The sequence below is a fragment of the Streptomyces sp. NPDC043870 genome, assembly GCF_056435785.1.
In genome coordinates this window covers 92,979-118,252 of the sequence record NZ_JBWKDT010000017.1, presented here as the reverse complement: position 1 = coordinate 118,252, position 25,274 = coordinate 92,979, and the positions used below count along the sequence as shown (strand labels likewise).

At 71.7% G+C, this 25,274-nt stretch carries 25 protein-coding genes; 12 read left to right on the top strand and 13 right to left on the bottom strand.

Features of this window, described 5'->3' with window-relative positions; all coding sequences use genetic code 11:
• The first annotated feature begins 47 nt into the window (after positions 1-47).
• The 8 genes from AC0699_RS21810 to AC0699_RS21775 all read left to right on the top strand — a co-directional run bounded on the left by AC0699_RS21810 (position 48) and on the right by AC0699_RS21775 (position 5,720).
• Complete coding sequence (locus AC0699_RS21810; protein WP_478662654.1) at positions 48-992, top strand: hypothetical protein; 945 nt, start codon at positions 48-50, stop codon at positions 990-992.
• Positions 989-1,207, top strand: coding sequence for a (2Fe-2S)-binding protein (locus tag AC0699_RS21805; protein WP_478662652.1), 219 nt, complete (start codon positions 989-991; stop codon positions 1,205-1,207). The genes AC0699_RS21810 and AC0699_RS21805 overlap by 4 nt, the downstream gene beginning before the upstream one ends.
• Positions 1,194-2,171 carry an acetylxylan esterase gene (locus AC0699_RS21800; protein ID WP_478662649.1) on the top strand — a complete coding sequence of 326 codons (978 nt, stop codon included), beginning with the start codon at positions 1,194-1,196 and terminating at the stop codon, positions 2,169-2,171. The genes AC0699_RS21805 and AC0699_RS21800 overlap by 14 nt, the downstream gene beginning before the upstream one ends.
• A complete protein-coding gene (locus AC0699_RS21795; protein ID WP_478662646.1) occupies positions 2,168-3,139 on the top strand; it encodes a nucleoside-diphosphate kinase in 972 nt (323 codons plus the stop codon). Before AC0699_RS21800 ends, AC0699_RS21795 begins: the two co-directional genes overlap by 4 nt.
• A complete protein-coding gene (locus AC0699_RS21790; RefSeq protein ID WP_478662644.1) occupies positions 3,136-3,792 on the top strand; it encodes an MOSC domain-containing protein in 657 nt (218 codons plus the stop codon). Before AC0699_RS21795 ends, AC0699_RS21790 begins: the two co-directional genes overlap by 4 nt.
• Positions 3,789-4,454 carry a hypothetical protein gene (locus AC0699_RS21785; RefSeq protein ID WP_478662641.1) on the top strand — a complete coding sequence of 222 codons (666 nt, stop codon included), beginning with the start codon at positions 3,789-3,791 and terminating at the stop codon, positions 4,452-4,454. Before AC0699_RS21790 ends, AC0699_RS21785 begins: the two co-directional genes overlap by 4 nt.
• 116 nt (positions 4,455-4,570) lie before the next feature.
• Positions 4,571-5,254 (top strand): HAD family hydrolase, encoded by a 684-nt coding sequence (locus AC0699_RS21780; RefSeq protein WP_478662742.1) that lies wholly within the window; start codon positions 4,571-4,573, stop codon positions 5,252-5,254.
• On the top strand, positions 5,238-5,720 hold the full coding sequence (locus tag AC0699_RS21775; protein ID WP_478662638.1) for a CYTH domain-containing protein: 483 nt from the start codon (positions 5,238-5,240) through the stop codon (positions 5,718-5,720). Before AC0699_RS21780 ends, AC0699_RS21775 begins: the two co-directional genes overlap by 17 nt.
• A gap of 137 nt (positions 5,721-5,857) precedes the next feature.
• Here AC0699_RS21775 and AC0699_RS21770 read toward each other — a convergent pair whose 3' ends face one another.
• On the bottom strand, positions 5,858-6,232 hold the full coding sequence (locus AC0699_RS21770; protein WP_478662635.1) for a nuclear transport factor 2 family protein: 375 nt from the start codon (positions 6,230-6,232) through the stop codon (positions 5,858-5,860).
• A 118-nt stretch (positions 6,233-6,350) separates the two neighbouring features.
• Here AC0699_RS21770 and AC0699_RS21765 point away from each other — a divergent pair, with 118 nt between their 5' ends.
• Positions 6,351-8,180 (top strand): S9 family peptidase, encoded by a 1,830-nt coding sequence (locus tag AC0699_RS21765; RefSeq protein ID WP_478662632.1) that lies wholly within the window; start codon positions 6,351-6,353, stop codon positions 8,178-8,180.
• Positions 8,181-8,358: 178 nt separating this feature from the next.
• The gene (locus AC0699_RS21760) at positions 8,359-9,108 is read left to right on the top strand and encodes an SURF1 family protein (protein ID WP_478662629.1); all 750 of its coding nucleotides are present in this window, start codon (positions 8,359-8,361) and stop codon (positions 9,106-9,108) included.
• 90 nt (positions 9,109-9,198) lie between these two features.
• Here AC0699_RS21760 and AC0699_RS21755 read toward each other — a convergent pair whose 3' ends face one another.
• From AC0699_RS21755 to AC0699_RS21735, 5 genes are all read right to left on the bottom strand, one after another.
• Positions 9,199-10,530 (bottom strand): hypothetical protein, encoded by a 1,332-nt coding sequence (locus AC0699_RS21755; RefSeq protein WP_478662627.1) that lies wholly within the window; start codon positions 10,528-10,530, stop codon positions 9,199-9,201.
• On the bottom strand, positions 10,527-11,306 hold the full coding sequence (locus AC0699_RS21750; RefSeq protein WP_478662624.1) for a SigE family RNA polymerase sigma factor: 780 nt from the start codon (positions 11,304-11,306) through the stop codon (positions 10,527-10,529). The genes AC0699_RS21755 and AC0699_RS21750 overlap by 4 nt, the downstream gene beginning before the upstream one ends.
• Positions 11,307-11,583: 277 nt before the next feature.
• Positions 11,584-12,633 (bottom strand): aspartate-semialdehyde dehydrogenase, encoded by a 1,050-nt coding sequence (locus AC0699_RS21745; protein ID WP_478662622.1) that lies wholly within the window; start codon positions 12,631-12,633, stop codon positions 11,584-11,586.
• Between the two features lie 31 nt (positions 12,634-12,664).
• Positions 12,665-13,945 (bottom strand): aspartate kinase, encoded by a 1,281-nt coding sequence (locus AC0699_RS21740; protein WP_478662620.1) that lies wholly within the window; start codon positions 13,943-13,945, stop codon positions 12,665-12,667.
• Between the two features lie 317 nt (positions 13,946-14,262).
• Positions 14,263-15,330: a YncE family protein gene (locus AC0699_RS21735; RefSeq protein ID WP_478662617.1), complete on the bottom strand. Its 1,068-nt coding sequence runs from the start codon at positions 15,328-15,330 to the stop codon at positions 14,263-14,265.
• Positions 15,331-15,401: 71 nt separating this feature from the next.
• Here AC0699_RS21735 and AC0699_RS21730 point away from each other — a divergent pair, with 71 nt between their 5' ends.
• A complete protein-coding gene (locus AC0699_RS21730) occupies positions 15,402-16,394 on the top strand; it encodes a LysR family transcriptional regulator (RefSeq protein ID WP_478662740.1) in 993 nt (330 codons plus the stop codon).
• Positions 16,395-16,521: 127 nt separating this feature from the next.
• Here the strand turns inward: AC0699_RS21730 and AC0699_RS21725 are convergent, their stop codons facing one another.
• The 3 genes from AC0699_RS21725 to AC0699_RS21715 all read right to left on the bottom strand — a co-directional run bounded on the left by AC0699_RS21725 (position 16,522) and on the right by AC0699_RS21715 (position 18,316).
• Entirely contained in the window at positions 16,522-17,190 is a 669-nt protein-coding gene (locus AC0699_RS21725; RefSeq protein WP_469772067.1) for a DUF5063 domain-containing protein, read from the bottom strand.
• Positions 17,183-17,782, bottom strand: coding sequence for a recombination mediator RecR (recR, locus tag AC0699_RS21720; protein ID WP_351571506.1), 600 nt, complete (start codon positions 17,780-17,782; stop codon positions 17,183-17,185). Before recR ends, AC0699_RS21725 begins: the two co-directional genes overlap by 8 nt.
• 189 nt (positions 17,783-17,971) lie before the next feature.
• Positions 17,972-18,316, bottom strand: coding sequence for a YbaB/EbfC family nucleoid-associated protein (locus AC0699_RS21715; protein WP_453657263.1), 345 nt, complete (start codon positions 18,314-18,316; stop codon positions 17,972-17,974).
• Between the two features lie 297 nt (positions 18,317-18,613).
• Here AC0699_RS21715 and AC0699_RS21710 point away from each other — a divergent pair, with 297 nt between their 5' ends.
• Positions 18,614-19,357, top strand: coding sequence for an SLATT domain-containing protein (locus AC0699_RS21710; RefSeq protein WP_478662615.1), 744 nt, complete (start codon positions 18,614-18,616; stop codon positions 19,355-19,357).
• A 210-nt stretch (positions 19,358-19,567) separates the two neighbouring features.
• Here the strand turns inward: AC0699_RS21710 and AC0699_RS21705 are convergent, their stop codons facing one another.
• The 4 genes from AC0699_RS21705 to AC0699_RS21690 form a co-directional block, all read right to left on the bottom strand.
• A complete protein-coding gene (locus AC0699_RS21705) occupies positions 19,568-20,218 on the bottom strand; it encodes a hypothetical protein (protein WP_478662736.1) in 651 nt (216 codons plus the stop codon).
• Positions 20,219-20,348: 130 nt separating this feature from the next.
• Positions 20,349-22,838 (bottom strand): dolichyl-phosphate beta-glucosyltransferase, encoded by a 2,490-nt coding sequence (locus AC0699_RS21700; RefSeq protein WP_478662612.1) that lies wholly within the window; start codon positions 22,836-22,838, stop codon positions 20,349-20,351.
• Positions 22,835-23,515: a GntR family transcriptional regulator gene (locus tag AC0699_RS21695; RefSeq protein ID WP_478662610.1), complete on the bottom strand. Its 681-nt coding sequence runs from the start codon at positions 23,513-23,515 to the stop codon at positions 22,835-22,837. Before AC0699_RS21695 ends, AC0699_RS21700 begins: the two co-directional genes overlap by 4 nt.
• Before the next feature lie 238 nt (positions 23,516-23,753).
• Entirely contained in the window at positions 23,754-25,115 is a 1,362-nt protein-coding gene (locus tag AC0699_RS21690) for an aminotransferase class III-fold pyridoxal phosphate-dependent enzyme (protein ID WP_478662607.1), read from the bottom strand.
• Positions 25,116-25,274: the final 159 nt, after the last annotated feature.

Sequence of the window (25,274 nt, the reverse complement as noted above, 5' to 3'; positions counted from 1 at the left end):
CCGGGGTCCATCGGAAAGCAGTGGAAGCGAATTCGAGGAGCACAGCGATGGGGACGACGGGGAACCCCGGCGAGCGCGCACACGACATACCGCAGGACCTTCTGGCGGCCGTCACCCGCTCGCCGGTCAAGGCACGGCTGTTCGGCGCGGACACCTACCTGCGGGAGGCCGCCTGGACCTTCGGCGACCACGTGGACGACATGCTGGGCGTCACCCTGTGCGTCCTCAAGCCGGACACCGCCGTCGGGCGCCGCTACCGGACGGCCCTGGAGGCGCTGCGGGACCACGGCTTCCACCCGGCCGACGTCCTGCGCCTGCGCCACAACCGGCTGACGATCCGCGAAACGTGGCGCTTCCAGCTGAACTTCGCCGACCGCGAGCGGATCGCCACCATGGACCTGTACCTGCGGTCCCTGGACAGTGTCCTGCTCGTGCTGCGGGACGAACGCCACCGGCCCGGCGGCATCCCGGCATCCGTCCGGCTCGCCTCCCTCAAGGGCCCGGCCGTCGCCGAGCTGCGCCGCCCGGAGCACCTGCGCGAGCGGCTCGGGGCGCTCAACGGCCTGTTCAACTTCGTGCACACCGCCGATGAACCCATCGACGTCCTGCGCGACCTCGGGCTGCTGCTGGAGCAGGGGCGCCGCGAACTGGTTCGCGAGCGGATCCTCGTACGCCACGACGCGCGCGAGGAGGCGGAGCGGATCTTCGACGCGATCGAGGGCGAGACGGAACCGCACGACCTCGACCCGGAGCAGAGCTGGCTGCGGCTCACGAAGTCCGGCGCACCCGTCGGCGAGGCGGCCCGCTCGAGGGCGGCGGGGCGGACCGTCACCGCCGCCGAACTGCTGCGCGCCGCGCACCACCCGGACGCGGACCCCGGCGATCTGTGGGACCTGCTGTCCGTGCTCACCGCGACCGTGCGGTTCAACGCCCCGGGCATCGAGCGCATCTTCCCCAACGTCCTGCTCAGCGCCTGGCAGGAGGAGCGGTGAGCGCCCCCAACGTCTGCGTCTGCTACCACGTCACCGAGGACGTGATCGTCGACTGGATCCGGCGCGGCGTCACCACGGCGGACGGCCTCGGCGAGCACTGCGGTGCCGGGCAGGGCTGCGGCGACTGCCGCGAGATGCTCGACGAGCTCATCGAGGACTTCGCCGACGCGGCCGGCAGCGATCCGGTGCAGGCGGTGCCCGGTGCCCGGCACTGACGAGCGGCCGGCGCCGTTCTGGCGCACCACCCTGGAGGAGGCGGCGGCCGTCCCCCTCGACACGGTGGCGGTCGAGGAGCCCACCCCGTTGCCCCGCACCGCGGTGTACGACCTCTCCTTCGCCGGCGCCCACGGCCACCGGATCAGCGGCTGGCTCATCCTGCCGCGCGACAGCGCCGGCCCGCTCCCGTGCGTCGTGCAGTACCTCGGGTACGGCGAGGGCCGCGGCCACGCCCTGGACCGGCTGCTGTGGCCCGCCCTGGGCTACGCCACGCTGGTCGTCGACACCCGCGGCCAGAGCGGCGCGGGCGGCAGGCGGGGCGCCACCCCGGACCCGGTGGGCCTCACCCATCCGCAGACACCCGGCTTCACGACCCGGGGCGTCCTGGACCCCCGGTCGTACTACTACCGGGACGCGTACGTCGACGCCGTACGGGCCGTGGCGGCCGCCGCCGCCCACCCCGCCGTCGACCCCGCACGCATCGCGACCGCCGGGTGCAGCCAGGGCGGCCAGCTCGCCCTGGCGGCGGCCGTCCTGAGCCCGCTGGTCGCCGCCGCGCTGGTGGAGTCGCCGTTCCTGTCCGCCGTCACCGACCTGGCACGGCTGCCCGACCGGCAGCCGTACCGGGAACTGCTGCGCTTCGCCGAGTCCTACCCGGACCTCGCCCCGCGCGCCCTGCGGACGCTGGGGCTCTTCGACGTCGCCGAACTGGCCGCGTACGGGCGCTGCCCGGCGCTGTTCTCCGTGGCGGGCCGGGACGGCCGGTGCGCACCGGAGACCGGACACGCCGCACATGCCCGCTACCCGGCCGAGAAGCGGCTCCTGACCTGGCCGCTGGCCGAACACGCCGCCCCCAACACGCCGTTGCGGCTGGCGGAGGCGGAGTTCCTCGCCGACGTCCTCGCCCGGCCGCCGGCCACGACCCGTACGCCCGCCTTCTGGCAGGAAGGACACGACACATGAGACTGCTGCGCTCCGACAGCCCGCCGGTCGACCGGCTGACCGAGGTCGACGCCGGGATCCGCGAGGCGGTCACCTGGTCGGACGAGAAGGCCGACCTGTACGCGGTCGACCAGTACTTCCGCGAGGCGTGCTGGACCTTCGGCGACATCGTTCCCCGGATGCTCGGCGTCGCGCTGTGCATGCTCAAGCCCGAGGCGACGGCCGGGCGCAGGCTGCTGCCCGCGCTGCGCATCCTGCGGGAGGCGGGCTTCCGCCCCGTCGACGCGGTGCGCTTCCGGCACGACCGGATGACGATCCGCGAGGTCTGGCGCTACCAGTTCAACATCGCCTCCCGCGAGCGGATCGAGGCGATGGACGTCATCCTGCCCAGCACCGACACCGTGGCGCTGGTCCTCAGGGACGAGCGGTGGACGCCGGGCGCGGTGCCCGCGGCGGTACGGCTCAACGCGCTCAAGGGGCCGGCCGACCCGCGGCTGCGCGGCCCGCAGCACCTGCGCCACCGGCTCGGCGTCGTCAACGGCCTCTTCAACTTCACGCACATCTCGGACGAGCCGGCCGACGTGCTCCGCGAGATCGCGGTGATCTGCGACGAGCCCCGGCGCGAGCTGATCCGGCAGCGCATCCTGGACGAACACGACGCCCGTCCCGAGGTCCTCGCCATCTTCCAGGACCTTGAACGCCTGCACCCCGAGCACGACTTCGACCTGGAAGCCAGCTGGCGCCGGCTCGCGGCCGCGCCCGGCCCCGTCGGCGAGCCGGCCCGCCGCCGCGCGCAGGGCGCACAGCCGCCGCTGGACGAGATGCTGGCGCTCACCCGTGCCACGCCGCTGGACAGCCCCCACCGCTGGGACCTGCTGACCGTGGTGACGCATCTGCTGACGGAGATGAACGTGCCCGGTGTGGCGCCCACCGTGCCGAACGTCACGGAAGCGTGGCGGCCGGGCCACGGGGACGGGGCCGCCTCGTGACCGCCGTACTGTCCACCGTCAACCTCGCCGTCGAGCGCACCGGCCCCTGGACGGACGTCGGCCGCAGCGGGATCGACAAGCGCCCGGTCGGCCACCGCGTGATGGCCCGGACCTGGGGCCTGGAGGGCGATCTGATCGCCAACCCCAAGGTGCACGGCGGCCCGGACAAGGCCGTCTACGCCTTCGCCCGCGAGGACGCCGTCTTCTGGGAGCGGGAACTGGGGCGCGAGGTCGGGCCCGGCAACTTCGGCGAGAACTTCTCCACCCTCGGCCTCGACATCACGGGGGCCGAGGTCGGCGAGCAATGGGCCATCGGGGACGCCGTGTTCGAGGTGATCAGGGCCCGTAAGCCGTGCCGCGTCTTCGCCGGCTTCTGGGACGTACCGGACCTGGTCAAGCGCTTCATCGCGCACGGGGCGCCCGGCGCGTACCTCCGCGTGCTGAAGGAGGGCACCGTCGGCGCGGGCGACCCGGTCGAGATCATCAGGCGTCCCGGCCACGGCGTCACCATCGGGCTGATGCTGCGGGCGCTGACCACGGAGCGCCATCTGCTGCCGCGCTTCCTCGATGCCCCCGAGATGCTCCCCAAACACCATGAAAAGGCCCGCCGGTGGCTGGCCGCGCAACAAGAGACGGAGAGTGCGACGCGATGACCACGACCGACACGCAGCCGCTGATCGACCCGGCCCGGCTGGCCGCCCTGGACTGGAGCGACATGCCGGCCCTGCACCGCCCCATGGAGGAGCTGCTCGAAGAGCTGGTGTCCTCGCCGACCTGGCTGAACGACGCCTTCGACCATGTGCTGCGCACCCCGGAGCTCCTCGACCAGTGCGAGCGGCTGCAGGAGCTCGACCGTGTCGTCCTCGTCAACGACAAGGCCAGCGACGTACGGATCCGGCTGCACGTCTTCACCGGCAGCGACTTCGACCGCCCCCACAACCACCGGTGGAGCTTCGGCAGCCGCATCCTGCACGGCAGCTACCAGCACCACCTCTTCGGCGACTACGAGGAGCTGGACACCAGCACGCGCATCGGCTCCCCGGCCCTGGTCCGCGACGAGGTCGCCGGGTCGGGCTACGTCATCCGGCACACGATGGTCCACACCGTCAGCTCGGCGCCCGGAACCACGTCGCTGATCGTCCGCGGGCCGTCGGAGAAGGACCGCTTCGTGGTGATGAACCGCGACACCGGCGAGGCGTGGTGGCAGTACGGCCAGAAGGCCGAGAAGCCGGAGGACCAGGCCAAGCGCCGGCTGGGCGCGGAACGGGTCGAGGAGATCCGGCAGCTGCTGATCCGCCAGGGCTGCATCCGTTGACCGGGATCGGGGCCGGGAACGAGAACGGGGTCGCGGCCGGGAACGGGGTCGCGGCCGGGAACGGGGTCGCGGCCGGGAACGGGAACACGGCCGGGAACGCGACCGAGCCGGTCGAACTGGTCATCTTCGACTGCGACGGCGTGCTCGTCGACAGCGAGCCCATCGCCGTACGGACGCACGTCGCGCTCGGCGCCGAGCTGGGCTGGCCGCTGACCGAGGCCGAGGTCATGGAGCGCTTCGTGGGCCGCTCCACCACCTCCATCGGCGAGCAGATCGCCGAGCGCGTGGGCTCCGACACCGCGCGGATCTGGGACGAGCGCTTCCGGGAGATGCACGCGCGGGCGGTGGACACCGGCCTGATGGCCGTCAGCGGCATCGCGGAGGCCCTCGACGGCCTGGAGGTCCTCGGTTTCGGGCCGCAGCGGCGGTGCATCGCCTCCAGCGGCAGCCACGAGAAGATGCGCCACACCCTGGGCCGGGTCGGACTGTACGACCGCTTCGAGGGCCGGATCTTCAGCGCCCACGAGGTCGAGCGCGGCAAGCCCGCCCCGGACCTCTTCCTGCACGCCGCCCGCTCCCTGGGCGTCGACCCGGCGCGCTGCGCGGTCGTCGAGGACAGCCGCTTCGGCATCCAGGCCGCCGCGGCCGCCGGCATGCGCGGCTTCGGGTACGCGGGCGGTCTGACCCCGGCCGAGTGGCTGACGGGTCCCGGGACGGTGGTCTTCACCGACATGCGGGAGCTGCCGGCTCTGCTCTCGGCGGACAGGACCGAGAGGGCGGGCCATGCCGCAGGAGATTGAGCGCAAGTACCTGCTGGACGGCTTCACCCCGCCGCCCGGCGCGGTGGTGGAGCCCATCGAACAGGGCTACCTCGCGGTCAGCCCGAACGGCACCGAGGTCCGCCTGCGCCGTATCGCCGGCCAGTGCATCCTCGGCGTCAAGCACCGCACCGGGTCGATGTCGCGTACCGAGGTGGAATGCCCGCTGACGGAGGCGGAGTTCGAGGAGCTGTGGCCGGCGACGGCGGGCGCCCGGCTGGTGAAGACCCGCTACACCGTGCCGCTGGGCGACACGGTGGCGTACGTGGACGTCTACGCGGAGTCCCTGGCGGGCCTGCACACGGCCGAGGTCGAATTCCCCTCGGAACGGGAGGCCGAGGACTTCACCCCGCCCTCCTGGTTCGGCCCGGAGATCACCGTTGCCAGGCCCTACAAGAACCGCGTCCTGGCGACCGAGGGCCTCCCGCCGTCCCCGGCCGGGCACTGAGGGCCCTGCCCCGGCCGGGCACTGAAGGTCCCTGCCGGGGCGGGCGCTGAACGTCCATGCCGGTGGGCGGGCGCCGGCCGGCACCCGCCCACCGGCCGGCCTGGCGCCCGGCGGCGGGCTCGGACGTGCGCCACGCCTCAGTAACGCTCGACCAGGTGCTCGCGTCCCGCCGGCGGCTCGTACGGCTCGGGCCAGAAGTCGGTCACGGTGCTGATCCGGCCCTCCGCGTCGGCCGTGAAGAAGTTGATCGCGTGCATCTCCTCGAGGCCGGACGTGACGTGTATCCAGGCCACGGCCCCCTCCTCGTCGGCGACGACGCGCTGGACGCGGACGTGCCAGTCGCCCGGATACTCCTGGTTGAACCGGAGATAGGTCTCCCTGCCGCGGATCCGCTCACGGGTCTGCGGCAAGTCGTAGACCACGTCCTCGGCGAGAGTCGCTGCGAAGGCCTGCCAGTCGCGGGCCTCCGCCGAGGACCAATACGTCTCAACTGTCTTGCGCAGTGCTGTCATACGGGGGAGTGTGCACCTCGCCACTGACACTCAGGCCGTGACCTGCTTCGTCGCCGGTTATCCACAGGCTGCGGACGACGCGAACGGATTGTGGGCGGAGCGGCGCAGAATGGTGGGCATGACTGAGATCATCGAATCCACGGCGCCGGACCCTGCGGACAAGCCGACGGACGCGCCGACGGCCATCCCGGCCTGGGAGCAGCGGTTCCGCGCGCCCCGCGTCTCGCTGCCCGACTGGGCCGAGGACGCCCCGCACCGCTCGCTCTTCGTGTCGAACGCGACGGGGACCTACGAGCTGTACGCATGGGACCGCGCGACCGGCGAGCAGCGCCAGGTGACCGACCGGCCGAACGGGACGACGGACGGGATACTGACGCCCGACGGCGAGTGGATCTGGTGGTTCTCGGACAAGGACGGGGACGAGTTCGGGGTCTGGATGCGACAGCCCTTCGGCGGCGGGGCGGACGAGCCCGCGGCGCCCGGCCTCGACGGCTCGTACGGGGCGGGGCTGGCCCTCGGCCGGGACGGCACGGCGGTGGTGGGCCGCTCCACGGACGAGGAAGGTACGACGATCCATGTCGTACGGCCCGGGCCGGACCCGGTCGAGATCTACCGGCACCGGGAGTCGGCCGGCGTCGGCGATCTCTCGCACGACGGGACGCTGATCGCGATCGAGCACACCGAGCACGGCGACGCGATGCACTCGGCGCTGCGTGTCGTACGGCTGGACGGCACGAAGGTGTCCGAACTGGACGACACCAAGGGCGGCTCGGTGGAGCTGGGCCTGGAGGTGCTCGGCTTCGCGCCGGTGGACGGGGACACCCGGCTGCTGGTGGGCCACCAGCGGCGGGGCCGCTGGGAGCCGATGCTGTGGGACGTGGCGTCCGGCGAGGAGACCGACCTGGCGATCGAGCTGCCAGGCGATGTGAGTGCCGAGTGGTATCCGGACGGCTCGGCCCTGCTGATCGCGCACAGCTTCGAGGCACGCAGCGAGCTGTGGCGCTTCGACCCGGCGACGCGCGAGCTGTCCCGGGTGGAGACCCCCGCGGGCACGGTCTCGGGCGCCACGGCCCGGCCGGACGGGACGGTGGAGTACCTGTGGTCGTCCGCCGCGCACCCGCCGAAGGTCCGCTCCACGGCGGGCCGCGAGGTGCTGGACCCGCCGGGGCTGACGGCCCCCGGATCGGTCGGGGTCGAGGACGTGTGGGTGGACGGGCCCGGGGGCCGCATCCACGCACTGGTGCAGCGGCCGGAGGGAGAAGGGCCGTTCCCGACGGTCTTCGAGATCCACGGCGGCCCGACCTGGCACGACAGCGATGCGTTCGCGGCCGGGCCGGCGGCCTGGGTGGACCACGGCTATGCGGTGGTGCGGGTCAACTACCGGGGATCGACCGGATACGGGCGGGAGTGGACGGACGCGCTCAAGCACCGGGTGGGGCTGATCGAGCTGGAGGACATCGCGGCGGTCCGTGAGTGGTCCGTGTCCTCCGGCCTCGCCGACCCGGCGAAGCTGATCCTGGCGGGCGGCTCGTGGGGCGGCTATCTGACGCTGCTCGGGCTCGGCACACAGCCCGACGCGTGGGCGCTCGGCCTGGCCGCGGTGCCGGTCGCGGACTACGTGACGGCGTACCACGACGAGATGGAGGCCCTGAAGGCGATGGACCGCACGCTGCTGGGCGGTACGCCGGAGGAGGTCCCGGAGCGGTTCGAGGCGTCGTCGCCGCTGACGTATGTGGACGCGGTGCGGGCGCCGGTCTACATCTCGGCCGGCGTCAACGACCCGCGCTGCCCCATCCGCCAGGTCGAGAACTATGTGGACCGCCTCGCGGCCCGTGGCGCCGTCCACGAGGTGTACCGGTACGACGCGGGCCACGGCTCGCTGGTGGTGGAGGAGCGGATCAAGCAGGTGCGGCTCGAGCTGGCCTTTGCCGAGAGGCATCTGAAGTAGGCACGGCACGGCCGGGCATCAGCAGCAGCAGCGGAGCCGGGTCCAGGCCCTGGACCGGGACCTGGACCGGGACCTGGACCGGGACCTGGACAGGGCCGGGGCCTGGACCGGGCTCTGGACGGGGACCAGGACCGGACCCGGGAGAGGGGGGAAAGCGGGCGTTCCGTACCGTGGAGGGGTGTACCGGTTCCTGCTGACGCCCCGCTGGTGGGGGATCAATGTCTTCGTCGTGCTGGCGATCCCCTTCTGCATCTTCATGGGGACCTGGCAGCTCGGCCGGTTCGAGGACCGCGTCGACACGCACCAGGCCGCCGAGCGGCGCCCGGCGGCGGGCGAGCAGGCCGTCGCACCGCTCGACGAGCTGCTGCCCGTCGACAAGAACACCTCGGGCCGGCACGCGACGGCCAGCGGGCGGTACGGGGAGCAGTTCCTCGTACCGGACCGGGAGCTGGACGGTAGGCGCGGGTCGTATGTGCTGACGCTTCTGCGCACCGACGGCGGCAAGGCTCTGCCGGTCGTGCGGGGCTGGCTGCCCACCGGGGCGAAGGCCCCGGCGGCGCCCGCCGGTGAGGTCACCGTCACCGGTGCGCTGCAGGCCTCCGAGACGCAGGGCACCGACGGTGTGCACACCGGGGGCGGGCTGCCGAGCGGCCAGCTCGGCATGATCAGCGCGGCCTCGTTGGTCAACCTGGTGCCGGACGACGTGTACGACGCCTGGATCACGCTCACGACCGCGTCGGACGGGCTGCGGCCGGTACCGGCCGCGGCGCCGCAGGGCAGCGGGCTCGACCTCAAGGCGTTCCAGAACCTCGGCTACACGCTGGAGTGGTTCGCCTTCGCGGGCTTCGTGCTCTTCATGTGGTTCCGCTTCGTGCGGCGCGAGGCAGAGGCCGCGAAGGACGCTGCGCTCGGCCTCGACCCGGCGTAACGCACGGCGTTCCCGGCTCAGCAGTCCCCGGTCCGGGGTCCCGGGTCCGGGATCCGGGTGGCGCCGACCGACGCCGGCACCCATGACCCCCTAGGACGCGGGCAGGGCGCCGGTGCGGTAGATCGTGCCCGCGCAGGCGTTGGGGATCGTCGTCTCGGCGTTCGGGCCGCCCGGCTCGGGGGTGTGGGTCACCGTGATGCTGCCGTCCGCCGTGGTACCACCGTCGTCGCTGACGAGCTGGGGTTCGGTGCCGGTCGCTGTCGTGCCGTCGGTCGTGCCCGACGAGCCGCCGTCCGAGGGCGTGGGGTCGGGTGAGGCGCCGGTCGTGGGACAGGTCTCCGCGGGGACGAAGGCGAACTTCACCTCGTACGCCGTCTCCGGCTTGAGGACCATGGCGCCGGGCTCCTGGGACGGATCGGGCAGTCCGCTCGCGGCGTCGCCCGTCGTGTGCGTCACCACATTGATCTTGGCCGGGTCGGCCGCGCCCATGGCCTGGAAGGCGACCGAACCGGCTCCGTCGACCGCGCAGTCGGTGCCGGAGACGTTGGCGATGCGGAACGTGCCGTACACCTTGCCGTCCGGCTCAGGTGCGCCCGTCTGTGCCGAGCCTGCGAGCTGAGTGGCTGTGCAGGGGGGCGTCGAGGCTGCGGCGCTGCCCGTCGGGTTGGCCGTGCCGCCCGTCGAGCCGCCCGTGGTGCCGGTGCCCGGCGACTGCGGCTGCTTCGACGGGTCCGGTGCGCCGGGGGTGCTGGGCTGCTGCCCCGGGGAGCTGTCGTTCACCTGCTCCCCGCCGTCCTCGCCCTCCTCGGTGCCGGTGCCGCCCTGGGCCTGCTCACCGTGGCCGGCGTTGATGGTCTGGTCGTCGGAGAGGCCTCCGGAGTTCGCGACGTGGACGAACGCCGGGACCGCGGTGCCGAGAAGGATCACCGAGGCGGCCAGCCCGACGAGGGCCTGGCGCTTGCGGGCGCGGCGCGCGGGCACCGCCCGGCGCAGATGGTCGAGGGCGCCTTCGGTCGGCGCGAGGTCCCCGACGGCGCTGTGGAGCATCCGCCGCAGGGCCAGCTCCTCCTGACCGAGGTCCTCCTGACCGAGATCCCCCCGATCGAGGTCTTCCGGGGCCAGGGAGTCCCGCCCCAGCACCTTCGCGAAGAGGGCGTCCGGACCGCCGGGACCGGCGGTGCGGGGTGTCTCACCCCCGAGCCCCTGGTCGTCCATTCCGTTCCGCGGCCCGTCGTTCACAATTCCGTTTCCAGTCCGGTCGTCCAACAGCCCGTCCGGCCCGTCCGGCCCGTACAGCTCAGTGGTGTGCTTCTCTTCGTACGTATCGCCTGAGGCGACGTCGTCCGGCTCGCGCTCCGGCCCGTGGCCGTGCCGCGGCTCGCGGTCCGGCCCGTGCTCATGCCTGTGTTCGTGCCTGCTCATGCCGTCGCCCCCATGGCGACACGCAGCGCCGCGATTCCCCGCGAGCCGTACGCCTTCACCGAGCCCAGCGATATGCCCAGCGTCTCGGCGACCTGAGCCTCCGTCATGTCCGCGAAGTAGCGGAGCACGAGCACCTCGCGCTGGCGCCGCTGGAGCCCGCGCATCGCCTTGATCAGCGCGTCCCGCTCCAGCTGGTCGTACGCACCCTCCTCGGCGCTCGCCATGTCCGGCATCGGCTTGGAGAGCAGCTTCAGCCCGAGGATCCGGCGGCGCAGCGCGGAGCGCGACAGATTGACGACCGTCTGCCGGAGGTAGGCGAGGGTCTTCTCCGGGTCACGGACGCGGTTGCGCGCCGAGTGGACGCGGATGAAGGCCTCCTGGACGACGTCCTCGCAGGACGCGGTGTCGTCGAGCAGCAGCGCCGCGAGTCCGAGCAGCGACCGGTAGTGGGCGCGATAGGTCTCGGTGAGGTGATCGACAGTGGTCCCCGCTGCCATGGTGTCGCCAGCGCCCTCACGCTGCGACGGAATGCGGCCTGGGCGCGCTGCGGGCATGGGAGCGATCACCGGCATCCCGCCGACGGGACGCCCGGAGGCACGGGAAGGGCGGGACGGCCGGAGCGGGCGCACCGAAGCACCGCGGACCGGGACGAAGCCCGCGCCCCGCGCCGGGAGCACGCCGGCGCCCCGGGTCGGGAGCATGCCCGGACCCCGGACCGGGACCACGGCTGTGCCGCGGACCGGGACCACGGCTGTGATGTCGAGTACCTCTGCCACGCCTGTTGGACACGCTTCCCCCCGTCAGGGTTGTACGCGCACACCACCGCTTTTGACGATGCACCGTATGCCCTCATGCGCACCAGCTCTTCCCCAATGCCCCATTTGTCGCGGCACCGTGAAGGGGCGACCGCAAAGACGCTTCCCGCCCAGTAACCGGTTGCACAATGGCGGGAAAGCATCGTCGAACATGCCATCACCCCAGTTCAAGTGGTACATACCAGGGACTTGCTCACAGGGTGTTCACAGATCCTATAAAGATCTATGACAACTCGGCTCAGAATTCCCCGGCGATCGCCTCAGCGATCTGAGCGGTGTTCAGCGCGGCACCCTTGCGGAGGTTGTCGCCGCACACGAAAAGTTCGAGTGCGCGACTGTCGTCCATGGCCCGCCGGACCCGTCCCACCCACGTCGGGTCGGTGCCCACCACGTCGGCGGGCGTGGGGAATTCGCCCTCCGCGGGGTCGTCGAACAGCACCACTCCGGGCGAGGTCGCCAGGATCTCGTGGGCCCGCCCGACGGAGACCTCGTGCTCGAAGCGGGCGTGCACGGAGACCGAGTGCGTTGTGACGACCGGCACACGAACGCACGTCGCGGAGACCCGCAGTTCGGGCAGGTCCAGGATCTTGCGGGTCTCGGCCCGGATGGCGAGCTCCTCGGAGGACCAGCCGTCCTCCGCGAGCGACCCGGCCCAGGGCACCACGTTGAGCGCCATGGGTCCGGCGAAGGGGCCGGTGTCGTCGCCGACGGCACGGCGTACGTCACCGGGATTCGTCCCCAGCTCCGTGCCCGCGACCAGGGAGAGCTGGGACCGCAGCACCTCGACGCCGCCGTGCCCGGCCCCGCTGGCCGCCTGGTACGTGGAGACCACCAACTCGTCGACGCAGAACTCGGCGTGCAGCGCGCCCACCGCGACGATCATGGCCAGGGTGGTGCAGCAGGGGCTCGCGACGATGCCGCGCGGACGCACCCGTACGGAATGGGGGTTGATCTCGGGTACGACGAGGGGAACGTCCGGGTCCAGCCGGAAAGCGGCTGAATTGTCCACGACCACCGCGCCCTTGGCGGCGGCGATCGGCGCCCAGTGGGCCGCCACCTCGGCGGGCACCAGGAACAGCGCGACGTCGACACCCGTCAGCGCTTCCTCGGAGAGCGCGACGACCTCGGTCTCCTCGCCGCGTACGGCCAGCTTGCGGCCGGCCGGACGCGACGAGGCGACAAGGCGTATCTCGCCCCAGATGTCCGCGTGCTGGGACAGGATCTGGAGCATCACCGCACCGACGGCCCCGGTCGCGCCGACGACCGCGAGCGTCGGCTTGCGGTTCATCGCGCGACCGCCGGGGTGCGGCGCCCGGCGGTCACCGGCCGGTGCCTCCGTAGACGACGGCCTCGTCGGAGTCACTGTCCAGACCGAAGGCGGTGTGGACGGCCTGGACGGCCTCCTTGACGTCGTCCGCGCGCGTGACGACCGAGATACGGATCTCGGAGGTCGAGATCAGCTCGATGTTCACGCCCGCGTCGGACAGCGCCTCGAAGAACGAGGCGGTGACACCCGGGTTCGTCTTCATACCGGCGCCGACCAGCGAGATCTTCCCGATCTGGTCGTCGTAGCGCAGCGACTCGAAGCCGATGGTGTTCTTGGTCTTCTCCAGCGCGTCGATCGCCTTGCGGCCCTCGGTCTTCGGAAGGGTGAAGGAGATGTCCGTGAGACCGGTCGCGGCGGCCGAGACGTTCTGCACGACCATGTCGATGTTGATCTCGTTGTCCGCGATGGTCCGGAAGATCGCGGCGGCCTCACCCGGCTTGTCGGGCACGCCGACGACGGTGATCTTCGCCTCGGAGGTGTCGTGGGCGACACCGGAGATGATGGCCTGCTCCACCTTGAGGGCTCCCTGCTCGGAGTGTGGTTCGTTGCTGACCCAGGTGCCCCGCAGCCCCGAGAAGGACGACCGGACGTGGATCGGGATGTTGTAACGGCGTGCGTACTCGACGCAGCGGTGCAGCAGCACCTTGGAGCCGGAGCTGGCGAGCTCCAGCATGTCCTCGAACGAGATCCAGTCGATCTTGCGGGCCTTCTTGACGACCCGCGGGTCGGCGGTGAAGACACCGTCCACATCGGTGTAGATCTCACAGACCTCGGCGTCCAGCGCCGCGGCCAGCGCGACGGCGGTCGTGTCCGACCCGCCCCGGCCCAGAGTGGTGATGTCCTTCTTGTCCTGGGACACACCCTGGAAGCCGGCGACGATGGCGATGTTGCCCTCGTCCAGCGCCGTACGGATCCGGCCCGGCGTGACATCGATGATGCGCGCTTTGTTGTGGACCGAGTCGGTGATGACGCCGGCCTGGCTGCCGGTGAACGACTGCGCCTCGTGGCCCAGGTTTTTGATCGCCATCGCCAGCAGGGCCATGGAGATCCGCTCTCCGGCGGTCAGCAGCATGTCGAACTCTCGCCCGGCTGGAATCGGGGATACCTGCTCGGCGAGATCGATCAACTCGTCCGTCGTGTCGCCCATCGCCGAGACCACGACGACCACCTGGTGGCCGTTCTTCTTGGCATCGACGATTCGCTTGGCGACGCGCTTGATGCCTTCGGCATCGGCAACGGAGGAACCTCCGTACTTCTGCACGACAAGGCCCACGTGCGCTCCTCGCTCAGTCTTCGCCGCAGTCATTACTGCGGTCGGCGTCAGTTTAACGAGCGAGCCGGGAACGCCCCCTATGTATCGCATCGTGAGATGTCCCGCTCACGACGTGATCAACTGCGGAGTGCTGTCGCAGAACTCCACGGCGTCCGCGGACCCGGGCGCTCCTGGCCGCTCGGCCGGACACCTGCCCCCTGACGCGCCGGGCAAGCCCGATGTGTCATCCATCACGCTGTCGCGACGGGCCCGACGGGCCATGGCGAGCACGCTCTGTGACGTCAGCGTCCCGGAGTGGTACGGACCGACGATCTCCGTCACTCCGCGGGGATTCGCGCCGGAATGTACGCCAGCCCGTGCGCCCCCGGCTCCCCCGCCCGCGCCACCTCCAGCGTGGTGACCACTTTCAGCCGGGCCAGGTCCACCACCGTCACCGTGCTCGACGAGACGTTGGCGACGTATCCGAAGGCCCCGTCCGGCGAAGAGGTGATCGTCAGCGGGAACGCGCCGGTCGGCACGCGGCCCAGCTCCTTGCCGCCCCCGGGGGCGTACACATGGAGCATGCCGCCCAGCTGCGTCCCGAGGGCCGATCCGGCCGGCGCACCCATACGGAGCTCCCCCGCCAGCACCAAGCCGTCGGCTGTGGCGTGCACGGGGAAGACCGCACCCTCGGTGTGCAGCGTACGGATGATCCGGCCGGTCTCGGTGTCGATGACCCGTACACCCGCGTCCTTCACCGGCCCCGGGCCGAAGTCGCCCTTCGGGGCGGCCACGTACACCTGCCGGCCGTCGGGTGAGACGGCGATTCCCTCGCTGCCCGGTACCTCGATCCGTTCGAGCATCTCGCCCGATTCCAGGTCGACGACGGTGACGTACGGCGCTTCCTTGTTGGCGGAGTAGCCGTACCGCCCGTCCGGGGTGATGGCGAACCAGTGCGGACCGGGGGCCAGTACCGGAATCCGGCGGACCGGCTTGCGGGTGACGAGGTCGAGAACCACGACTCCGCCCGGTACGTGCGGACCCCTTCCCGCGGCGCCCGCTCCGGCGCCCTCCCCCGCCCTTTCCTCCACGCTCACGTAGAGGAGGTCACGCGCCGCGTCGAGGGCGAGGCCGTGCGGGGCGTGGTCCGGGGAGAGGTCGACGACGTCGATCAGGCTCCGGGTGTCCGGGTCGATGACCGCGAGTTCATGCGCGCGTCCGGAGTTGTCGTGGTAGTAGCCGGAGCGATACGTGATCGTGCAGTACAGCAGCCGGCGCGCCGCGTCGAAGCACAGCTCGTGCGGCTCGCTGGGAAGTTGGAGGATGCCGAGCCGCTCGTACGTCCCGGCGTCGAAGAAGGTCACGGTCGGCCCGCTCTGGCTGACCACGGCGAGTGTGTCGTTCATGGCAACAGCCTTGCCCGGCCTGCTGGTTGACTCCAGTGCAACATTGGCAATGGATACTTGCGGCGTAGGCAATCCACCTGGTCGCCCCGGCCGCGGGCGGACCACTCAGTGGCGGGGGTCACACCATCGAATCGCTCGACCTGAACCTGCTCGTCGCACTCGACGCGCTGCTGGAGGAGGAGAGCGTCACCGGCGCCGCCGCGCGGCTGCATCTGTCCGCTCCCGCGATGAGCCGCACCCTCGGCCGTATCCGCGCGCGCCTCGGCGATCCGGTCCTGGTGCGGGCGGGCCGGGGGCTCGTGCCCACGCCCCGCGCCGTGGAGCTGCGCCCGCGCGTACGGGCCGTGGTCGAGCAGGCCCGTGGTCTCCTCGTACCCGGACAGGTCGCCGATCCGGCCGCGCTGACACGGCAGTTCACGGTGCAGGCGAGCGAGATGGTGCTCGCGGGCCTCGGGGCGCGGCTGCTCTCGGCCGTCGCCACGGAGGCGCCCGACGTCACTCTGCGCTTTCTGCCGGAGAGTCTGGAGGGCACGGCCGCGATGCGCGACGGGCGGCTCGACTTGGAGATCGGGGCCATCGAGCACACGGATCCGGAAACCCTGGTGGAGCGGCTGGGCGAGGTGCGGCTGCTCGGAGCCGTACGTCCCGGGCACCCCCTGATCCGTGACCGGGGCGGTGCCCGACGCCGTGTCTCCGCACGGGCCTTCGCCGCGGCCGGCCACATCGGGGTCTCCCGGCAGGGAAAGGTGCGCGGACCGGTCGACGAGCGGCTGTCGGAGCTGGGTCTGGAACGGCGGGTCGTCACCGTCGTACCCGGGTACGCCGCCGCCCTCTTCCTCTGCCGCGGGACCGATCTGGTCTGTCTCGCCCCGGCCGGCCCCGGCGACGACTGGCTCTCCGCCCTCGGCCTCCACACTTTCGAGATTCCCCTGGACCTGCCGCCGGTCGTGCTCGGCATGGCCTGGCATCCGCGCAACGACGCGGACCCGGCCCATCAGTGGCTGCGGGAGCAGGTCCGTACAGCGGCAGCGGCACCCGCGTCAGGCCCGCCCCGTCAGGCCTAGGGTCTGTCTTTCGGATCGTGCCGGGCTCGCGTGCCCTGGCACGCGCGCTGATCCGGCCTGATCCAGAAGACGGGCCCTGGTCACATGACCGTCGGTGTCCCGGGGCCCTGGGCAGGGCCGGTACGGGTCAGCGCGGTGCGCGGACCCTCCCCAGCCCAAGCGGCCCCGCGATCTCCTCCACCATCACGCGCCCGGCTTCCTCCGCGAGGTCGTCCTCGGCGAGGTCCTCGTCCGTATCCAGCCCGTCCAGCTCCTGCAGCGGCTGGTCGAGGCGGACATGCGCGACGAGGGACTGGAGGGCGCGCAGCGTCGCCGACGCGGTCGGGCCCCAGTTGGAGAAGTACGAGAACTGCCACCACCACAGCGCCTCGGTGGTGCGGCCCGCGCGGTAATGGGCCAGGCCGTGGCCGAGGTCGGCGACGATGTCCGCGAGGTTGTCGGAGATCCGGCACGCGACCGGCGCCCTGCGCGGCTCGTACGGGTCGAAGACCTCGGAGAAGACGTCGATCGGGTCCAGCAGCCTCGCGAACCGCTCACGCAGCTCGTCCACTTCCAGGTCCGGGCCGGTGTCCGTCTCGTACCGCTCCTCGGGGACGATGTCCTCGTGTGCGCCCAGCCGGCCGCCCGCGAGCAGCAGCTGCGAGACCTCCAGGAGGAGGAAGGGCACCGCGCTGTCGGGCTCGTCGCCCTTCGCCACTTCCGTGGTGGCCACGATGAAGCTCTCGATCGAGTCGGCGATCTGGACCGAGAAGTCGTCGGGATCGTGGGTGGCGGAGTGGAGCGTTGCGTCAGACATCGAGAAGTCGTCTCCCCTCGAAGGCACGCCCGAGCGTGACCTCGTCGGCGTATTCCAGATCGCCGCCAACGGGAAGCCCGCTGGCGAGGCGCGTGACCTTCAGCCCCATGGGCTTGATCATGCGCGCCAGGTACGTGGCAGTGGCCTCGCCCTCGAGATTGGGGTCGGTCGCCAGGATCAGCTCGGTGACCGCGCCGTCGGCGAGCCGCGCGAGCAGCTCCCGGATGCGCAGGTCGTCCGGGCCGACGCCTTCGATCGGGCTGATCGCACCGCCGAGGACGTGGTAGCGCCCGCGGAACTCACGGGTCCGCTCGATCGCCACGACGTCCTTGGGCTCCTCGACGACACAGATGACCGCCGGGTCACGGCGCGCGTCCCGGCAGATGTTGCACTGCTCCTGCTGCGCGACGTTGCCGCACACGGCGCAGAAGCGGACCTTGTCCTTCACCTCGAGGAGTGCGTGGGCGAGGCGGCGGACGTCGGTCGGTTCGGCCTGGAGGATGTGGAAGGCGATCCGCTGCGCGCTCTTGGGACCGACGCCGGGCAGCCTGCCCAGTTCGTCGATGAGGTCCTGAACCACGCCTTCGTACAACGGAACGCCTCTCTGGGAATTGCTTCGATGGTTACGGTAGTTGGTCCGCCTTCGCCTTTGAAGACTTGACGGCTCGAAAGGCCCGGAGCGGCGGCCCCGGCCCCGGACCCGGCCAGGATCCGGTTCCAGGGGCCCGGCCAGGATCCGGTTCCAGGGACCCGGCCGGGGACCACCGGGCTCTACCGGGGTCTAGAAGGGCAGACCGGGGATTCCGCTGCCGCCTCCGAGCCCCTGGGCGAGCGGGCCGAGCTTCTGCTGCTGCAGCTGCTGCGCGTTCTCGCTCGCGGCCTGGACGGCGGCGACGACGAGATCGGCGAGGGTCTCGGTGTCCTCCGGATCGACCGCCTTGGGGTCGATGACGAGCGCGCGCAGCTCCCCGGAGCCGGTGACGGTCGCCCTCACGAGCCCGCCACCCGCCTGCCCCTCGACCTCGGTCGCCGCCAGCTCCTCCTGCGCCCGGGCGAGGTCCTGCTGCATCTTCTGGGCCTGCTGAAGCAACTGCTGCATATTGGGCTGGCCACCACCGGGAATCACGGTCACTCCTGGCATTTCGACGTCGGTTGTTCGGTAAACCGAGCCTACGTGGTCGTGGGGCGGCATGCCCCGCCCAGTCGGCACCAACTCTTTCGGGTGACTTCCGGGCGGGAACGACCGTCCCTCCTTTACCCGATCAAGACGCTCGTGCGGGCGGAAGTACCGGGATTTCGCCCCCACGGCCCACCATTCGGCGGTAGGAAGACCATGCGCACCGGTACCCACGCGCGCATCGCACGTCACGCAGGGTTAGCACGGATACGTACGTCGTCACGCAGAGCGCAGAGGAGTGCCCCGGTGAGTCAGCCGGAGATGCAGCCTGGGGGGTCGGCCCGGGAGGAGGACGGGGTCCCGGTGAACGGGAGCGCCCCGCACCGTGACCTGGCCGGACGACCGTTCCCGCTCGGTGACTGGGGTGAGCCGGCGGAGCGTCTCGACGAGCTGTACCGCTGGGTCGAGGGGAACGCGCTGCGCACCGCGGACTGGTATCTGGCCGACCGTGTCCGCAAGCGCCGCGGCGCGCGGGTGCTGCGGGCCGGCACCGCCCTGGGCGTGATCGCGGGCGCGGCGCTTCCGCTGCTGGACCTGACGGGCGTGCTGGCGGGCGCGGCGGGCTGGGGCTATCTCTCGCTGCTGCTGGGCGCGGCGTGCGTGGCGTGCGACCGGTACTTCGGTCTGACCTCGGGCTGGATAAGGGACGTGGCGACGGCCCAGGCGGTGCAGCGCCGACTGCAGATCCTCCAGTTCGACTGGGCCTCGGAGAGCGTCCGTGAGGTCCTCGGCCCGGCGGAGGGCACGGCGAGCGAGGCGGCGGAGCGGTGCCTGAGCGTGCTGCGCCGGTTCTCGGAGGACGTCACGGACCTGGTCCGCGCCGAGACCACCGACTGGATGATCGAGTTCCGCTCCGGCCCGGCGCCCCTGCTGATGCAATCGGCGCCCTCCCCGCCCCGCCCCGACAACGGCCACCCCTCGGGCCGCGTTCCGCTCCCCCCGCCGACGCGGCCGAACATGCCCCGGCAGCGGCCGCCGGAGGCGCGGTAGCGCCTCCGGCGGGGGTGGGGGCTCGGGGCTCGGGCCGCTGTTCGGCCGGCCGCCCCGGTGGAGCGGCCGGCCGATCAGCAGCCCACCTCGGCTCGGAATGGTGGCCCTGCGCACCACGCACGGGCCGCCTTTCCACGCGCGGGCGCGACCAGGACAGGGGCACCTGAGGCGGGCCGGGAGACCCCGGGCCTCGGGCCCCCGGGACCCCGGTCAGCTGAAGATGATCATCGAGCCCTGCCCCAGGCTCCGCGTCGCCGCCGCGTGCAGACCCAGCCAGACGTGGCGTTCGCGGGCGAAGGGGCTGTCGTCGTAGGGGATCGGGCCCGCCGGCTCCTCGAGGGAGGTGGGGCGGGACGGAGGGGCCGGGGCGGCAGGGGGGTTCGCGGGGTCGATGCCGATGGAGGGGGCCACGAGCTCGAGTTCGCGGAGGAGGCCCTGGGAGGAGCCCAAGGGGCCGCCGGCGGCGAGGAGTTCCTCGTTGGAGAGAGGGGCGGCGAAGTCGACCGGGACGTACGCGCCCGCGTGGTCGTAGTGCCAGACCAGATGGGACTGCTGGGCCGTGCTCTCGAACATCTCCAGGAGCTGCTCGTAGTCGCCGCCCAGTTCGTCGACCGGCGTCACCGCGAGGCCGCAGAGCTGGAGGAGATACGCCCGGCGCAGGAAGTGCAGGGCGTCGTAGTCGAAGCCGGCGACGGGGGCGACATCGCCCGAGAGGCCCGGCATGTAGGCGAAGACGGGAACGGTGGGCAGACCGGCCTCGGTGAGGGCCTTGTCGTACGAGGCGATCTCCTCGGCGAACGGATTGTCGGGGCTGTGGCACAGAACGTCGACGAGGGGGACCAGCCAGAGGTCACAGGCCAAAACGGGCTCGCTCTCCATCGGAGTCGTAGCAGGTTGTGCGATGGTCGGGACAGCGTAGTGCTACTGGCACAACGCGCACAGTCAGCCGGCATCGGCGCTCGTGCGGCGTGCGCGGATCCCATGCCCACGGTCAGCCGGCACCGGCGTCGTGCAGGTCCCATACCCACACTCCGCCGATCCGCTTCCCCGGGCTGCCCAGCAGTTCTGCGACCGCGGTGTACAGCGGCCCGTCGTTGTCCTGCGGGGGCAGGACGACCAGGCCCGCCCGCCAGAACTCCAGGTCCGCCCGGGCCTGCGCCTGCCAGTTGGGGCCGATGTGCGGGACGGGCGTGCCGTAGCGGATGGCGCGGAGGAGGTTGGAGGTGTGGCGCGGGGAGGCACCGTAGATGCCGATGCGGTCCGGGCCCCACGGCCCGTTGAAGTACCCGCCGGGCACCCGGAAGCCGAGGCCGGTCGCCGACTGCCAGTGCAGTGCCTCCGCGTTGCCCGGGTCGGGGAGCGGGACCGGCACCAGCGTCTCGCCCGGGCCGAGGAGGTCGCGGTACATGCCGTCCGCGATGAACGCCGGGACCTCCGGGCGTTCCCGGACCGGGTAGGGCGTGGGCAGGACCGGCAGGAGCGCCGCGGCCAGCCCGGCGAGTCCCACGACGCGGTACGTGCGTACGGGCGTCGCGAGGAGGCGGTCCGCCGCGAGCGCCACCAGCATCCCCAGCACCGGCGCGCAGATCATCGCCACCCGTGACTCGATCACCGACTCGAAGAGCGGCTTGTCGGCGAGCCACTTCCACGGGCCGGTCAGCACGATGTCCGTGTACGGGATGCGGAAGCGCGAACCCAACGACAGGAGCCCCGCCGCGATCGCCGTGAACGTCAGCGCCTTGACGACCGCCAGACGCCACAGACGCACCACCACGGCCACCGCGAACGCCACCAACGGCCAGCCGTAGAACGCGTTCTGCTCCGTGCGGTTCATCGCGAGCTGGTCCGCCCGCGCCTCGTCCCCCAGCAGCGCCCTGCCCGAGAACTCCAGGAAAGCGAGCGGGCTGTTGAACGTGTTGTCCCCGTGCAGCACGTCCTTGTAGCTCTGCGGGCCGAAGAACTGCCACCAGAGGGGCAAGCACACCAGCGGGAGGGCGACGGCCGCCCCGATCGCCAGGCCGCGCAGCAGCGGCCGCCGCGCCCCCCGGGCGACGTCACGGCGCGCGAGCGCGTACGACAGCGCGAAGAGCAGCATCCCCATCGCCGCGAGCAGCAGGGGCTCCTCGCCGAGGAAGATCTGGTACGCCGCGAAGAGGCCGAGGAGCACCCCGTCCCGCACGACCCGATGCCCCTCGCACAGCCGCAGCGCCCGGTCGATGATCACCGGAACCATGAAGAGGACCAGGAAGTTGGGGTGGGCATTGCCGTGGGAGATCATCGGCGGCGCGAAGGCGCACAGCACGGCACCGAGCGCTGCCGCGCAGCGGCTTCGCACCGCACGGCCCCTGACGAGCCACCGCGCGATCAGCCAGTACCAGGCGGTCGCCGTCGCCGTCAGACCCAGGGTGAGGACGAGCGCCCAGGTGACGGTCGGGCCGAGGAGCAGGGTGACGGGCGTGAGCGGGACGGACAGTCCCAGCATCACCGTGTTGGCCATCAGGTTCACGCCGTCGGGGTGCCCCTGGAGCGTGGTGAAGAGCGGATTGCGCAGATGGGCCACGTTGTCCGCCGTCACCGCGAAGAACCACTCCCACTGGTTCTGGTCCTGCATCGAGTCGGCGAGATAGCCGCGGCCGAGGTCCGACCACAGATCCTTGTAGAGCAGTACGGAGGCGAGGAGGAAGAGCAGCGGGACCACGAGGCCGGCCCGCCGCACCGTCCGCGCCTTGAGGCGTACGAGCTCCAGCAGCACCTTCGCGTAGTCCACGGGCCGCACCTTGGAGCCCGTGCGGTGGGCCCAGCGCACGGGGACCTCGGTGACCTGCCAGCCGGCCCGCCGGAAGAAGCTGAGGATCTCGACGTCGATGCCCCATCCGTCGAGCCGTGCGTCGGCGAAGGCCGCCCGCGCCTTGTCGCCGTCGAAGAGCTTGAACCCGCACTGGGTGTCGTGGATGCCGGGCACGGCGACCGCGCGTATCAGCCGGTTGCCCATCCGGCCGAGCCACTCGCGCAGCGGGCGCTGATGCACCTCGATGCGGGAGTCCGGGTGGGCGCGCGAGCCGATCGCGGCGCCGCCGCCCTCCGCGGTGAGCTGCTTGTCGAGGCGGTCCAGCTCCTCGATGGGGGTGGCGAGGTCGGCGTCGGTGACGAGGACGCGGCGGCCGTACGAGGCGAGTACGCCGAGCCGCAGCGCGTGCCCCTTGCCGCGGTTCGCGCCGCCGCCTCCGACGATCTGGATACGGGGCTCCTCGGCGGCCGCCTCGCGGGCGACCCGCGCCGTGCCGTCCGTCGAACCGTCGTCGACGACGATGAGCTCCCACGTGCCCCAGCGGCCGGGGTCGGCGGTCAGATGCTCCCGGATCGCGTCCAGCGTGGGCCGGAGCCGGGCCTCCTCGTTGTACGCCGGGACGACGACGGTCAGGTCGACTGCCGGGTCGGACGTGGCGGCCGGAGCGGCGCTCGTGACGTTCGTCGAGGTCACGACGGTCGCCGCTCCAGGCGGTCCGCCCACTTCAGGGCGAGGTCGTCGTGCGACATGATCACGGCGCGCGCCGCTTCGGGGTCGCCGAGGGTGATCGCCTCGATGAGCTCCTCGTGGCCGCTCCACAGCCATTCCCGAGCATCGGCCTCGGCACGCAGCAGGGGCACGGCGAACACCCAGGCCTGGACGCGCACCCGGTGCAGGAACTCGGCGATGTAGCGGTTGGTGACGAGGGCTCCGAGCTCCCGCCAGAAGCGCAGGTCGTAGCCGATGAGGATGTCCAGGTCACCGCTGCGGGCGGCCCGTGCGGCCTCCTCGGCCCGGCGGCGTACGGAGACGAGGGCCTCGCCGCGCGCCGGGTGGGCGCGCGGGGGGCCGTCCTTGCGGAAGATGCCGTCCACGATGAGCGAACGGGCCTCGATCATGTCCCGGAAGTTCTCGACGGAGAAACGGTGCACCTGGAAGCCACGGTGCTGGTTGGAGTCGAGGAGCCCCTGCCCGGCGAGGTCGACGAGCGCCTCGCGCACGGGCGTGGCGGACACGCCGTACTGCTCGGCGATCTGCTTGACGGTGAATTCCTCACCGGGCTGAAGACGTCCGGCCAGCACCTCGTCACGCAGCGCGTCGGCGATCTGCTGCCGCAGGGTGTTGCGGGTAACAGCTCCGCTCGCGGGCATCGTGTCGGTCCCCTCCGTCCGGTTGCGGACACCTTAAGCCAGGGGAGCCGTGAGCTGTTCGGGACGCCTTCCCGAACTGGGGTTCCGCCCCGGACCTCGCTCCTCGGACTCCGGAGGGGCTCGTTCTGAGCCCCTCCGGCGAGTTCCCGTCCGGCGAGTTGGCGAATTCCCGTCCGGCGAATCGAGGACACGGCCGAAGGGCGCACGGGGTCCGACGGGTCCGGGGCGGAGCGTCCGGTTACACCGTGTGCTCGTCCGCCACGCTCAGCGCCGCGTCCAGCGCCGCCAGGCCCTCCTTCGCCTCCGCCTCGGTGATGTTGCAGGCCGGGACGGCGTGGGTGCGGTTCATGTTGATGAAGGGCCACAGGCCGTTCTTCTTGCAGGCCGCGCCGAACGCCGCCATCGGCGCGTTCGCCTCGCCCGCCGCGTTGTACGGGACCAGCGGCTCGCGCGTCTCCTTGTTCCGTACGAGGTCGAGGGCCCAGAAGGCGCCCAGACCGCGGACCTCGCCGACCGACGGGTGGCGCTCGGCCAGCTCGCGCAGGCCGGGACCGAGGACGGTCTCGCCGATGTGGGCCGCGTGCTCGACGACCTTCTCGTCCTCCATCACCTGGATCGTGGCTACGGCGGCCGCGCACGCCAGCGGGTGACCGGAGTAGGTGAGTCCGCCGGGGTAGGGCCGCTTGTCGAAGGTCGCCGCGATCTCGGCGGAGATCGCGACGCCGCCCAGCGGCACGTAGCCCGAGTTCACGCCCTTGGCGAAGGTCATCAGGTCGGGCACGACGTCGAAGTGGTCCGCCGCGAACCACTTGCCGGTGCGCCCGAAGCCCGCCATGACCTCGTCCAGGACGAACACGATCCCGTACCGGTCGCAGATCTCGCGGACGCCCGCGAGATAGCCGGGCGGCGGGGTCATGATGCCGGCGGTGCCGGGGACCGTCTCGAGGATGATCGCCGCGATGGTCTGCGGCCCCTCGAAGGCGATGGTGTCCTCCAGGTGCTGCAGCGCCCGCGCGCACTCCTCCGCCTCGGTGGTGGCGTAGAACGGCGAGCGGTACAGGAACGGCGCCCAGAAGTGGACGACACCGGCGGAGGCGGTGTCGGAGGCCCAGCGGCGCGGGTCACCGGTCAGGTTGATCGCGGTGGAGGTGGCGCCGTGGTAGGAGCGGTAGGCGGACAGCACCTTCGAACGGCCCGTGTGCAGCCGGGCCATGCGCACGGCGTTCTCGACCGCCTCGGCGCCGCCGTTGGTGAAGAAGATCTTGTCCAGGTCGCCGGGGGTGCGCTCGGCGATGAGGCGTGCGGCCTCGGAGCGTACGTCGATGGCGAAGGCGGGCGCGAAGGTCGCCAGCCGGCCCGCCTGCTCCTGGATCGCGGCGACGACCCGGGGGTGCTGGTAGCCGATGTTGGTGTAGACGAGACCGCTGGTGAAGTCGAGGTAGCGGTTGCCGTCGTAGTCCCAGAAGTACGAACCCTCCGCGCCGGCCACGGCGAGCGGGTCGATCAGGCCCTGGGCGGACCACGAGTGGAAAACGTGCGCGCGGTCGGCGGCCTTCACCGCGGCGCCGGTCTGGGGATCGGGTTCGACATGAGGGGTCATGCGGCAAGGGTATGGACGCGCAGGTCGGGGCCGACATGGCCACCTTGTATGGCCTCGGCCACTTTCGTGGGCAAGGTGTCGCGGTGCGGGGCGACTCCTCATCCACGAGCGAGCATTGACAGTATCCTGTCGACATGACAGCCTTCTGTCATCAGCCGG